Consider the following 12,576-nt stretch of genomic DNA (forward strand, 5'->3'; position numbering starts at 1 on the left):
GCCATAGATGCATAGGGGATTTAAATAAGTTTCTTAAAAATCCAAAGCACATGTGCGTTACATGAAAGAAGTCTCAACTCTCCTTGCTTTACCGTTAATCTAGCAATATTTATATAAGCTTAAGATTTGGGTAGAGAGTTTTAGCCTATAAGATGCAGTTCTCAACCGGTCTTTCAGAGTAGCGTCTTAAAATTTTATTTTTTTTCACCCTCGTTCAAACTCCGAATATATTCTTTAGCTTGGTTTTTTACTTGACCTTGTTTCTTTTCAAAAGGGCTGTCTACATGGCGGGACTGAGAGTAATCCATCGGTTCGCCATACCAGTCCAACTCTTGGCCGAAATCATTGCCAATATATCTAAATCTATTTTCAATATGACCTAATTCTACGTATCCTTGAGGTAAGGGGTTGGGTATATTGTTAGGACGTTCTGATCTTGGCAAGCTATGGTCCAAAAGTTCTTCTATGAGTCGAGTACGGCCCTCTGAGAGAATATCCAGATTGGTCTCTAAAAATGTGCATATACATATAATTCTAAATGTTAGCTCTTCATCACTAATACTTCGATCTTTAATCATTTCTAAGATTTGTGCATAATAATCATTTTCTTTAATGCGTTGCTTTAAAGCTTGAATTTGCGATTCTGTTTCTATTTGACGCTTTTCTAAATTCCTTTTATCAGATTTTAACCGTTCTAATTGAGTATTATTTTGTTCAATTATCTTTGTAATGCGACCCAACCTTATTGAAATTTCTTCACTTGTTCCTTCTTGAGGCAAATTTTTGGACTCTTTGAGGTCGGCTGTTGAACTCTCAAGAGCTTCTATCTCCTGTACCATTGCCGCTATTTGGCTCATGACGGCCTTTAATGCGCGATTTTTGACTTCAACTTCTTCTTTGCGTTGTTGTTCAACGGTTAGGAGAAGTTTTGCATTGTTTAATCCTGAGAGTAACTCCTGACGTTTTTTCTCTACAACTCTATTGATCTCTTGTTGGGCAATAAGCTCATGTTCCTTTTGTTCGCGAATGGCTCTTTCCCTGTCCAACTGGTCTTGTGTTTCCTTTAAAGCTCTTCTAACAGCATCAGCATTTTGAGCTGCCCCATTAGAAACATTCAGCTGGTCACGTAAATCTCTATTTTGTTGAACAAGCATTTCGAAATAGGCTTTAATAGCCTCTTCCTTGGGAGCATCAGCTGCTAACCATCCGGCTAAACCTCCTTTTTTCTCAAAATTAGTGGGGTCTGTCCGAAATAATCTCATAATTTCATCTGCATTTGGGGCTTGTGCAGATGTGGCAGAAAGCTCCTCAGCCGCATAAAGTTGTGATTGGCTGTAAACAAAACAAGAAAGGAGTAGAATTTTTTTTATCATGAACGTAGCCTTGCTGCAAATTTAGTTATTGAGTAAAAATACCATAATAATCTTTCTGTATTCTGTCAATTCGCTAAAATAAGAAATTAACTTTAAAAAAATCTCACTCTACTAATTTTTTAAAATTTATCAATTATAATGCTACCCGAAGACACCAGTGGTGCGACAATTTATCTCTGGGGGATGTCTTACATTAAATATACAAACTCTCGTATTGGGCGTATAAAAGAATAGTGAAATTAAACAAAAATTTATTATTTAAAGAGAGAATATTATGAAAAAATATATCGTTATAATTTGTCTTGCCGGTCTTTCCTTAGCGGCCTGCACAACCCCAGAAGGGCCCAATGAAACAGGTGGAATGGTCGTCGGTGGTTTAGCCGGTGGTGCGGTCGGGGGAATATTAGGCGCTGAAATGGGCGGACCTCCAGGCGCCGTTTTGGGAGCAGGCGTAGGGGCAGCAGCAGCGGGTTTTGCGGGCAAAGAAATCGGTAAGAATATGGATAAGAAAAAGAAAAAGGCTCCTCGTAAGAAAACTGCTAATCAGTAATCATCAGAAATAGAGTAGGGGGGATCTTTTTTTGGATCCCTCCCTTTAAATTACCCCTTAACTTAATTGAACTTCTTAATCTAGGGGTAGGTACTTTATCCTATAGCCTCTCTGGTTAATCAGTTCTAAGAGGTTGCCTTGACCATATAGGTGAGCAATACCCACTGAGATGAAAAGATTGGTTTGGCCGGTCTGGAATTCTCTATCTAATACATCTGCCCATAATGCGTTTCGTTTTAAATTTGCACCATCATTAAATAGAATCGTTTGTGGACGTTTGGGGAGACTTTGTAAAAATAATTCCCAAACTTTTGGCTCAGCTCCAAAAGGCGGTTGTGTTTTTATATCACTTTCGAAATAGTCTTGTGAAATAGAATGTCTAATCCACTCTATTATAGCCGCTTCTGGGGGAAGTTCATGGTATACGTGCGATAAAAACGTTTCCAATGTTTCTAAATAATAGATTTTTTTACCCGTTCTATTGAGGGCACAATCAATATCTTTATCCATTCCAACATTCCTTGCCAGAACAACTAAATTTAAGGCTTCATCTTCCGGCGCCATGTCTGGACAAGTTGATAACATTTAACAAATATACCAAGGCTTATAGAGATCAATATCACGGATAATTTCCTCAACAATATCCGCATCCATCCAAGATCTACGTAACTTTCTAATGATTTTGCTTGTTCATCCACTGTAAAGATTTGGCTAAATGGCTTGTCGGCACTACCATTAGCAATATGACGAGCATGTTGCAGTATAATTTTAAACTCAAGTTCACCTTGCGTAAAGCCGCCATGCTCATCATACGCCATATCGCATTGATTGATCATATCCCGTATTTGCTGTGATAGTTGAATGTCGATAGGTTTTTTGCTTCTGAATAGGTCATAGTAGTGGGATTTACCAACAATCTTGCCTAAAGGCTTGTCTTCCGCATCTGTGACAAGGTAGGAGCATGCTTTTACAATCGGTGAGTATCCGGTTAAGATCATGGCACATAGTATTAGGTATTTCATCAGGATTTGGCTTTTGAGAATTAATCAATAAATAATAAACTTAGATTGTAATAGGTAATGCTATTTTATAGTTTAATTTTGTGCAAAATTAACAATTATTGATTTTTTTTTAATGGAAATACAAGCGTTTTAATATTATCAGGTTCTGTCTTACTCCTCAATATGACATTAACAAGCTTACTATAGCAAGGTGCTTTACCTTTATGATGAAAGAGAAGAGTGTGCGTTTAAGGATTATATACCAGAAATAACTAAAGCTTCTGCCGATATATTCGATTGCATAATATATATTATGGAAAATGATTCATGTTATTTTCTACATAAAGTTACAACATACGTAATGATACCAATCAAACTAACGATAGCTTTGTGAGCATTGTCTAGAAATTGTAAATTGTGATATTAATTAATGGGACATTCTTAATAAATGAGCATATTTAACAGAAGTAGGAAAAAAATATGATGAAAGCTATTTATATTCTACTAACATTTTTTATTCTGCAAAGTGCTTCAGGTATGAAAATTGAATATCAGTATGATGATTGTGAAGAAGAACATCATACAGGAGCCTTTGTAATGTTAGAGACTAAAGATACAAATCCTAATCTTGCCTCCATGCAGTCAAACTATAATAGACTTGGTGCAGCCATACTAAAAGGTGCAAATGACAATGAAAAAAGGTATATTCATATTAAGAATATCACTGATAAACATATCGATTTTACGCGAGCCTTAATAAGAAAGGCATATGAAATTGCGACACAGCGTGAAGTCCCAATAAGAATCTCTTTTTTCAGTGCAAGTGAACAATTACAAGAAATGCTGACAAATGAGTGGGCCCCACTTCAAATCAATATTGATAAGTTTTATGTAAATCCATGGGACAAGGTTTTATCTGGAGAAGATGACTCTGATTGAATTTTTACCGAATAATTTCTCAGAGTCCTAAAAATAAATTAGGAGGGTTTTATCAATTTTACACACAATCCTACGTCGATTGGATAGAAAGTTAGCTGAAAGATTGAAATTGGAGGTAAACTACAGGTTTTGTTGAAAAATTCTAAGAATCTACACAATAAAATCAAAGTTTTAGAAACTTTCCCGAAAATTCTTGTCAGTACTTTTATCTTTTAGAATCCTATACTATAGTGGAGTTTGTTACCTATCCGTCATTCAAACGTCCGACATCTACCCCACAAAAGCAGAGAAAACGATATGACCCAAGATTTTCCACCAACCAAATATCCTTACAAACCCAAGGTAGTGATAATGCTATTGGGTGTGCTTTTTTTTGGTTGTGCGGCCTGGTTGCTTGCTTATGAAGCTCAAACGAATGATCAAGGGATAACTCTTGTTTTTATTCGACATATAATTGAATTGACACTCGGTGCCACCCAAGCAACCTATATGCTATGGATTTTAACTGTTTTGGGTGCTGTCTTAGCTCTATTTTGTCTATGTGGCTTGTATTTATCTCTGATCTCAAAGGCTGAACTTGTATTAACCATCAAATCTATCACTATACCTAACACGGGCATATTTTCCTTTAAAAAGGGGCGAACAATCCTTTTTAAAGACATACATTCGTTAGAAATATTAATAATAAATAAAAATCGTTTTCTGAGAATTATTGATTCAAACGGAAAAGTAGATATTGCTTCAAGTATGTTGCCGAAAAAGGGTATGCTAGATGAGATATATAATAAAATCTCTGATTGCAAATATAATTCAAGCAACGCCAAATGATTGAGATGACAATTTTTAAAGCTATAAGAGTTTATCTAACAGTTAAGAGGATAACGTATACCAGGTTGAGCGCCCTACTCCTTGCCTGGTTAAACTTCCATTGTTGACCATTTGAGTTAGATAACTCTTTATGGTTGGTCTTTTTGCTTCTGTATGTTTCAAGATTTGGGCAACAGTTGCTCGCCCAGTTTTTTCAATTAAGTCAATAATTTGAGCAGATAGCGCCGGTGTGTTTTTCATGGACAAATGCTCTTTTTGAATTTCAGCTTTGAGATTATCGACCTGTTTACCTAATGACTTTAAAAAGATGAGAATTTCAGTGTCATCATTTTGGTTTTCGTTTAACGAGCTGGGGGTGTTATAGTACGCCTGTGCATAGTTTTCACGGGTTGTTTCTAGTATTATTTCATGAGATGAATAAGGCCCATAACTATATCCAGACTTCAACATCAATAAAGCAGTCAATATCCTTGACAAGGCCTCGTTACCTTCTTCGAAGGGTCGGATCCGTAAAAAATGGAGGGTAAATTGAGCAATAATCAATAAAGGATGTGTAAATCTGTCTCCAAGAGCATTTTGAGTTGATGCAACCAACGTGCCCATCTCTCGCGTAATGTCAAGAGGAATAAGAAGCTTACTGTCTGTAGGGGACGTTTTATAACGTCCTTTATGTATAGATTGTGGACTGTAATGAAACATGACGGCGTGCAACTGCTTAATACGCGATTCTGTAAGAGATATTTCTTTATATTGTTCGTAAATGACATGTAATGCGTGAGCATACCCTGCAGCGACTTGTTCACATGGCTCTTGAAATTCTCGATAAGTAAGGCTACTCAATAGGCTTTCAACTGCTGAGTTTGGTAAATTTTCGCCATCCATCCGCAAAGATGCCCCTACACTTTCCACAGTTGCCAACCATTTTAAGGTCTTTAGACGATTTAAGGTCAGACTTGGGGAAGCATTCCAGCGTCCTTTAAATTCATCAATTTCGCTAAGTATCATTAGAATTTCAGGAGTAATGTGGATGTCATGGGATATCATTTAATTTTTCTCCTACTCAGCTAATATTTATAAATAACCATAGGGAGACTATTTATATAAGCTATTCTATAATAACGTATAACTAACATATATATCCACAAATAACCATGTAAATTATTGGATTATATTATCTGTACCAAATCACCAAATTCATCAGTTTATTCTTGACTAAATGAATAAAACGCAGGATTTATAGTTTATAAGTTCTTCATTTTTGAGAGAAGTCATATGCATAAAATATTTCTAATCTTTTTCTGTTTATTTTTTAATTTTATGCCTTCTATTAAAGCGATGGAGTTAGATCAAAAAATGGGGGATGACTCGCTCCAAGGTGCGGTTAATGTCGCAGCATCTACACAATTGCCAGATTCTCCTCTCGGCTCGCCGATCCTGTCACGCACGCCGCCACTAACTTACAAATTTAAAGGCCATGTTCTTGTGGTGGACGATGATAAGATGATGCGTACAGCCTTAAGCCGAATTCTTAACTCTTTAGGTTTTACGACGGATCTTGCTTCCGGTGGTCATGAAGCCGTAGCTGCTGTTAAAGAAAATCAAGATAAATATTCATTTATTTTTACCGATATTGAAATGGACCCTATGGATGGTTACACAGAAATCCGCACAATTCGACAGGAAATTGGAAACGCTACTCTCATTATATTTGCTGTCACATCATGTAGTTCAGAAGATTTAAAAGAAAAATGCACAGGATGTGGCGCTAATGCTATTATTATGAAACCCGTTACCGCAAGGACTGTCTGTAATGCTATTGATGAAATTATGAAGAAACAATAATTTCAGCCAATTTCTATTGTGACTTATATTCTTCTGGAGTTGTGTCTGTTAATTTTATTGTTGTGCGTGGTGATGCATTGAATCCCCCAGATAGGTAGCAAAAATCCATTCATGACCATCAGGGTCTACAAGGGTACAAAATCGATCTCCCCAAAAACCGTCGCAGGGTTCCGTTACAGACTTAGCTCCTTGAGCTACGGCACGTTTGTAAAAAGTATCTACGTCCTCGCAATAAATATAAAGAGTTAAAGATGGTTGAATACCGAGTGAATTCGGCGTTTTACGTGAAGAGCCCCATGCCCCTTCCCGTGCAAACATAATGGCCACATCATCCCCAAATTTCATTTCTGCATGCTGAATAATCCCATTATCATCTCGAGATGGCGGACTGCTTAATATAAACCCAAAAGCTGATTCGTAAAATTTGCGGGCAAGGCTTGCATCCTTAACCGTTAAATAGGGAAATAATCCTGGAAATCCTTTCGGTTTATAAGATGGATTCGGCATACCTTCATCCTTATCAAAAAATATTATTCTTAATTTTTACAGTTAATTTAACTTGGCTTTGCAATCAAGAGGTCAATCGGCCGCAATCAAAAAAAGCCACCTTTCCCTAAGATATTACAAAAATTTATGGATTGATTAAATTTTAATTAAATATTAACCTTTTAGATAAGCGAACATTTAACAAAGGAATTAATCGGTGAATACGTTGATAAAGTCCATACTTCTGGGGACTGTGCTTACACTCACCGTTACGACAGGATATGCTTTTGATTATCAAATGGATGAAGAGCCTTCAGAAGAATCAGTTAAACCGAGTTTAAAAAAAGATTCGAAGAAAGTTGTTAAAAAACTGAAAAAGCTTAAACCGAAGTCCAAAGCTGTTAAGCGCGCGAAACATATAAAGAGAGAAGCCAAAAAGAGAGCAACACAAGTAGCCACAATGCCCAAGGCCCAAGGTGTACAAGAACAAATTCGTTTGCTTAATGAAAAAATAGATCGTTTAGAAGCAGGTATTACTCCGACCGTAACGCCTGCATCCGCCTTGCCGGATGAAAGAGGTGCTGACAAAGCAGGCTATATTTCTCTGCCCGGCACTAACACCGTTATTAAGTTTGGTGGCTATGTCAAGGTAGATGGAATTTATGATGTGAATCAATATACGGGTGACTCTTCCAATTTGCCAACATTAAGGCTTAAAGGGTTAGATGTTGATGGTTTACGCAGCAACGTTTTCAAAGCTCATGCGAAACAAACCCGCTTTTCTGTTGGTACAGAAACGAATACTAGCGAAGGTCAAGTCCTTGCTTATTTTGAAGGAGACTTCTTTGGAAGTTCTGCCGAAGGATCGACAGGTAGCTTCACTCGCGCGGATAATTCCAGTGCAAACGCCTACAATTTTCGGGTCCGCCATGCTTATGGAAGCTATTGTTTTAATGCAAAACACCGAATTGACGTTGGGCAAATGTGGTCCTTATTTTATGATCCCCGATCTGCCGGATCAACGATTGAATTTAATGGTCCCGAAACAACAGCTCAAATACGACGCCCCCAACTCCGCTATAGCCATACCCATGATAATTGGAAATTTGCAGCATCTTTAGAAAGCGGAGCTACAGAATATCTTGATATTACACCTGCATTTGTGGGAAGTGGGCCTGGAGTCTTAACGGCAGGATCTGGCGGAACAAGCCCATCTTATAATTCCTCCCAGTACCGCCGGTCGCACAGTAGTTTTCTAGGGGGTATTTCCGGAGATGGTAATCAATCCCTCCCCGACTTAGTGGGACAAGTTTCTTACAAAAAAAAAAGCTCCTACCACTTTTTCCTCGGTGGGATGGTGCGTGAGTTAAAAGTTAAAAAAGTCGTAACTACGGGAGCGAATGACCCCATATTTGCTGGCAAGAAGTATGGATATGGCGTTGCTTTAGGGGGACGATATTTTATTCGCGATAAATCAAATGTATTTTCACAAACAAGCTTTGGAAAGGGTATTGGCGCTTACATTTTTGCTCTAGATGGCTATGCGGCCGCGATTGATGCGAGTCAAGGATTGATGCAAACTCAATTTGGTTGTGGATTTCTGATTGGCGCAGAACACTATTGGAGCGATCAATGGCGCAGCAATATTATTTATAGCCAAGCTCGGGCAGATGTTGCAAAATTTATTCCCAGCGGAAGAAGCAACGTTATCGGATTAAACGCCAATACTCTTATGACTATTGCCACAACGGGTTATAGCATATCCAACCTTATGCGCCAATTTTATATCAATCTCCTATGGTCACCGATGAAAAAATTTGAAGTTGGAATTGAGTATGCTTACTTTCGCCGAGATACCATTAACAACTATTCCGGTATCGGGAATCGCTTTCAATTTGGCGCCTATTATAAATTCTAAATTTAAATGTCGAGTTGAATTGTGAAAATTATAAATAAATAATTAACCGCTATACACGCTAATTTTATTTTTTAAAATCTTTCAATCCCTTGAAGCCTGTTCATGAAAATCTATATTTAGAATATAGAATAATTTTCTTTTGGGGGCCCTTCATGAAAAAAGGTTATGTATGCATTATTTTAATGATTGCCCATATTTCAATGGCCGAATCCATTGATCCTTCCCTCCAAAATTCTTATTCAAGTTGGAATCAATCTTTGGATGTAGGCATTTCTCATGCTGGAAATGATAAAAATTATTCAGAGTTAGAGAGTGGGATTAGTACTAATAAGTATACTGATAGCTATAAGATTGGCAACCAATATAGCTCTTCATACGTTCCGGGCACTTATGAAGCCGATAAAAATGTGGGGAGTGCCAATAAAAATTGGAGTGCTAATATTATCATGGATAAAAGTGCCAATGAGGTAGGCAACCAATATAGCTCTTCATACGTTCCGGGCACTTATGAAGCCGATAAAAATTGGGGGAGTACCAATAAAGATTGGGGGGCTAATATTATTACCATGGATAAAAGTGCCAATAAGGTTGGCAACCAATATAGTGACTCATTGAGTTTAGGATCTGGCAGTTACTTGGGAAGTGGTAATAAAAGTTGGACTGATACTGGAGGGGTAGAAGGGGGAATATCTTATTCAACACTCTCTAAATCAAACTTAACACGTGAACAAATGAAAAACTTAAAAATGAACCCGCCAGCATCTTCTAAACAAATGTCTCAACCCGCTTCTAGTTCAAAAACGACACCCTCCCCTGCTCCTTATAATAATTATGCTCGCAAGGAAGAATCAAGAAAGCTAGCTGAGCAAAAGCGAAAAGCACCGAGACCCGCTTTACCGAGCCAACCAACAATGAGTCAATCTTCTCAACAAATGCAAAGTATGCGGCCAGGTGCGCAAATGTCCCGACAGGATCAAATTCTTGCGGAAAGAAGAAAACAACAAGTAACAAAATAAAATAATATTTTGGGTAATCATAACTTTCAAATCCTAGGACTCGGAAATTTATTCTCAGTCATTAATTTGTCTGAAAGACCGTTATATTTATTTTCTAAATTTCAAATACAACTAGATCTACTCCTTCGAGGAAATTATTAAAGATTTACGCTTAACTTAAATTTAACCTCCTAAAAGCTACAATAAAATATAATGACAATTTATTAGAGTAGAATCATGCAAAAAAAATACACAATTCTCATTAGCCTCCTTCTGCTGGAAACATCATTGGCAACGCCAGGTCAAATGAGTTCAACACCCGTTGCCTACACACAAAATAATCAACAAGGACAAGTGTATGGCCCTCAAAATGTTGCACGAACCCCTGTAAACCCGCAGAACGCTACGCCCATGGCTCCCGTTCAAGTGGATAGTCAAGCGATGCAAGCGCGAGATGCCTATTTCAATAATCTAAATAAAAGAATGGAACTTGCCCGCACAAATCCCGCCAGTGCTCCCATGAGAAAGATGTATAATAGGCTTTCTCAAGATTCGGTCGCCTTTGGTCTGTTAAAACAACATCCCAATATTGATATGGGAGTTACGACATTTCAGCCTACGAATCCAAACGCGGTGAATGCTTCAAACATTAAACGAGGTGAAGATGCATTTTACAAGAAATTTGGCAATAAACCCTATACGTACGGGGAAATGCTCAACATTATTGACCAAGATATTTTTAATACAAATGACGATGTGAATGATGATGAATGGTATTTAATGGCCAACGCCTTAAAGACATCAAAGCAGCCCGATAATTCTGCAAATCCCCAACTAAAGGGGTATTTACTTGCTGAATATATTCTTCTAGAACAAATTAAAAAATTAGAAAGCCGTGATTCTTTAGCGCCTGAAGAAAAATTATTTCTTTCTTCCCTCTATAATGATTTAGCCCAACTCTATCAAACAATGCCGAAAGTTGCGGATATTCGTCTCGTTGATACGGGAACAGGCCTTTTGGCACTTGAGCCTTTGGATCGTGCAAATATGGGTAGTGCTGCTGTAGAAAAAGTTTATGCCGTTCCCACGGATAATTTAGCTAGCAATCAGTTAAATTTGCTTGAAAACTCTGTGTTGATGGCTCCCAATAATCCTGTCTATCAACAACAGGTTGAACAATTTAGAAATACGGAAATGGCCACCCCCACTATTGGTGGAAATGTTTGGGGCCGAGCTGCCGCCCCTATAGAAAGTTATGATGACCCCTATTATGACGGAAGTGCTAGCTATCCCAGTTCTTATGCCCCAACTGACCCAACGGGGGGTTTCTTTTCGGGCATTGGAAACGCATTAATGGGCGCCGGCGGCGGATTTCTTGCCAATTTAGGTAATAGATTCTTCGGCGATAATAGTTATGGTGGAGGATATCGCGGCGGTCGCGGATATCGAGATGGTGGTGGTTATCAAGGTGGTCGTGATTATAGAGATAATGGCGGTTACCAAAATGACAATCCGACGGATAATTCTGGCGGTGAAAATACAGATGACACAGGCACTGGGACTACAGGAACAGGCACTGGGACTACAGGAACAGGCACTGGGACTACAGGAACAGGCACTGGGACTACAGGAACAGGCACTGGGACTACAGGAACAGACACTGGGACTACAGGAACAGACACTGGGACTACAGGAACAGGCACCGGGACCACAGGAACAGGCACCACTGGCAATACTGATAATACAGGCAACACAGGCGGTGGCAATACTGGCGGTGGCAACACAGGCGGTGGCAACACAGGCGGTGGCAATACTGGCGGTGGCAATACTGGCGGTGGCAACACAGGCGGTGGCAATACTGGCGGTGGCAATACTGGTGGTAATGCTGGCGGCAATACTGGTGGTAATGCTGGCGGTAATACAGGCGGTAATACAGGCGGTGGCGGCAATACTGGCAGCCCTAGAATTGGTACAGCGGTAAGTTATGAAAAAGATAAAGATGGAAATGTAATTACGACGACTACATACTCAAATGGGGGTTTCAATTATAAAGAGGTTACAGACAGCAATGGCAAAGGAACCGTAGTAAAAACTGATAAAAATGGTTCTGTAGTAAGCACAACCCCTATTAACACTAATAATGCTGGTGCAAGTGGTACTGTAAATAATGGTGTTGGAAGTTTGGCATCAATTGGAGGACCTACAACGCAAGGGGCTGGCACTACAGGAGCTGGCTCCGTCGATAGGAATAACTTAACGGGAGGAGGATCCGTTAGAACAGTCGGTGAAAATACGATTACGAGCTATACAGATAGTGATACTGGCATTAGATATGTTAAAACGGTAGATAAAGATGGAAATGGTAATTTTGTTGCCTATGGTAGTGATGGCAAGGAAATTGGCAGTTCTGTAGTCAAAGATAATGTTGGTAGCTTACCTTCTATTGATCCAACAAGGACACAACAAGCTATCAACGGAGCAGCACCCGGAGGAGCAGCGCCAGGAGGAGCAGCACCCGGAGGAGCAGCACCCGGAGGAGCAGCACCCGGAGGAGCAGCGCCAGGAGGAGCAACACCAGGAGGAGCAACACCAGGAGGAGCAGCACCAAGAACGCTAACACCACCTAATCCATCAGCAAATCCAA

General features: G+C 39.0%; 11 protein-coding genes and 1 pseudogene. 6 read left to right on the top strand and 6 right to left on the bottom strand.

Features of this window, described 5'->3' with window-relative positions:
* Positions 1–194 precede the first annotated feature (194 nt).
* The gene (locus tag FJX03_05505) at positions 195–1,373 is read right to left on the bottom strand and encodes a hypothetical protein (GenBank protein MBM3633140.1); all 1,179 of its coding nucleotides are present in this window, start codon (positions 1,371–1,373) and stop codon (positions 195–197) included.
* Between the two features lie 274 nt (positions 1,374–1,647).
* Here FJX03_05505 and FJX03_05510 point away from each other — a divergent pair, with 274 nt between their 5' ends.
* Entirely contained in the window at positions 1,648–1,923 is a 276-nt protein-coding gene (locus tag FJX03_05510) for a hypothetical protein (GenBank protein ID MBM3633141.1), read from the top strand.
* A 75-nt stretch (positions 1,924–1,998) separates the two neighbouring features.
* On the opposite strand, the gene FJX03_05515 is transcribed toward FJX03_05510, so the two are convergent.
* On the bottom strand, positions 1,999–2,508 hold the full coding sequence (locus FJX03_05515; GenBank protein ID MBM3633142.1) for a TraB/GumN family protein: 510 nt from the start codon (positions 2,506–2,508) through the stop codon (positions 1,999–2,001).
* On the bottom strand, positions 2,463–2,945 hold the full coding sequence (locus FJX03_05520) for a hypothetical protein (protein MBM3633143.1): 483 nt from the start codon (positions 2,943–2,945) through the stop codon (positions 2,463–2,465). Before FJX03_05520 ends, FJX03_05515 begins: the two co-directional genes overlap by 46 nt.
* A 459-nt stretch (positions 2,946–3,404) precedes the next feature.
* Between FJX03_05520 and FJX03_05525 the strand changes: the two genes are divergently transcribed.
* Both FJX03_05525 and FJX03_05530 read left to right on the top strand, forming a co-directional pair.
* The gene (locus FJX03_05525) at positions 3,405–3,863 is read left to right on the top strand and encodes a hypothetical protein (GenBank protein ID MBM3633144.1); all 459 of its coding nucleotides are present in this window, start codon (positions 3,405–3,407) and stop codon (positions 3,861–3,863) included.
* 297 nt (positions 3,864–4,160) lie between these two features.
* The gene (locus FJX03_05530) at positions 4,161–4,691 is read left to right on the top strand and encodes a hypothetical protein (GenBank protein MBM3633145.1); all 531 of its coding nucleotides are present in this window, start codon (positions 4,161–4,163) and stop codon (positions 4,689–4,691) included.
* Positions 4,692–4,733: 42 nt separating this feature from the next.
* Here the strand turns inward: FJX03_05530 and FJX03_05535 are convergent, their stop codons facing one another.
* Positions 4,734–5,735: a Fic family protein gene (locus tag FJX03_05535; protein MBM3633146.1), complete on the bottom strand. Its 1,002-nt coding sequence runs from the start codon at positions 5,733–5,735 to the stop codon at positions 4,734–4,736.
* A gap of 228 nt (positions 5,736–5,963) precedes the next feature.
* Here FJX03_05535 and FJX03_05540 point away from each other — a divergent pair, with 228 nt between their 5' ends.
* Positions 5,964–6,533 (top strand): response regulator, encoded by a 570-nt coding sequence (locus FJX03_05540; GenBank protein ID MBM3633147.1) that lies wholly within the window; start codon positions 5,964–5,966, stop codon positions 6,531–6,533.
* 54 nt (positions 6,534–6,587) lie between these two features.
* On the opposite strand, the gene FJX03_05545 is transcribed toward FJX03_05540, so the two are convergent.
* Complete coding sequence (locus tag FJX03_05545) at positions 6,588–7,040, bottom strand: VOC family protein (protein ID MBM3633148.1); 453 nt, start codon at positions 7,038–7,040, stop codon at positions 6,588–6,590.
* Positions 7,041–7,236: 196 nt separating this feature from the next.
* Here FJX03_05545 and FJX03_05550 point away from each other — a divergent pair, with 196 nt between their 5' ends.
* Positions 7,237–8,937, top strand: a complete 1,701-nt coding sequence (locus FJX03_05550; protein MBM3633149.1) for a hypothetical protein — start codon at positions 7,237–7,239, stop codon at positions 8,935–8,937.
* Positions 8,938–9,089: 152 nt separating this feature from the next.
* Positions 9,090–9,953 (top strand): hypothetical protein, encoded by an 864-nt coding sequence (locus FJX03_05555; GenBank protein MBM3633150.1) that lies wholly within the window; start codon positions 9,090–9,092, stop codon positions 9,951–9,953.
* A gap of 2,453 nt (positions 9,954–12,406) precedes the next feature.
* Here FJX03_05555 and FJX03_05560 read toward each other — a convergent pair.
* Positions 12,407–12,576, bottom strand: a pseudogene (locus FJX03_05560) (response regulator).

This window comes from Alphaproteobacteria bacterium, assembly GCA_016870095.1.
Classification (GTDB): Bacteria; Pseudomonadota; Alphaproteobacteria; order Paracaedibacterales; family VGCI01; genus VGCI01.

Bases quoted from the DNA above. Each gene is read 5' to 3' on its own strand.
- FJX03_05530 (MBM3633145.1), top strand. From the start codon at position 4,161: ATGACCCAAGATTTTCCACCAACCAAATATCCTTACAAACCCAAGGTA.
- FJX03_05510 (MBM3633141.1), top strand. From the start codon at position 1,648: ATGAAAAAATATATCGTTATAATTTGTCTTGCCGGTCTTTCCTTAGCG.
- FJX03_05525 (MBM3633144.1), top strand. From the start codon at position 3,405: ATGATGAAAGCTATTTATATTCTACTAACATTTTTTATTCTGCAAAGT.
- FJX03_05505 (MBM3633140.1), bottom strand. From the start codon at position 1,373: ATGATAAAAAAAATTCTACTCCTTTCTTGTTTTGTTTACAGCCAATCA.
- FJX03_05555 (MBM3633150.1), top strand. From the start codon at position 9,090: ATGAAAAAAGGTTATGTATGCATTATTTTAATGATTGCCCATATTTCA.
- FJX03_05540 (MBM3633147.1), top strand. From the start codon at position 5,964: ATGCATAAAATATTTCTAATCTTTTTCTGTTTATTTTTTAATTTTATG.
- FJX03_05535 (MBM3633146.1), bottom strand. From the start codon at position 5,735: ATGATATCCCATGACATCCACATTACTCCTGAAATTCTAATGATACTT.
- FJX03_05545 (MBM3633148.1), bottom strand. From the start codon at position 7,040: ATGCCGAATCCATCTTATAAACCGAAAGGATTTCCAGGATTATTTCCC.
- FJX03_05520 (MBM3633143.1), bottom strand. From the start codon at position 2,945: ATGAAATACCTAATACTATGTGCCATGATCTTAACCGGATACTCACCG.
- FJX03_05515 (MBM3633142.1), bottom strand. From the start codon at position 2,508: ATGTTATCAACTTGTCCAGACATGGCGCCGGAAGATGAAGCCTTAAAT.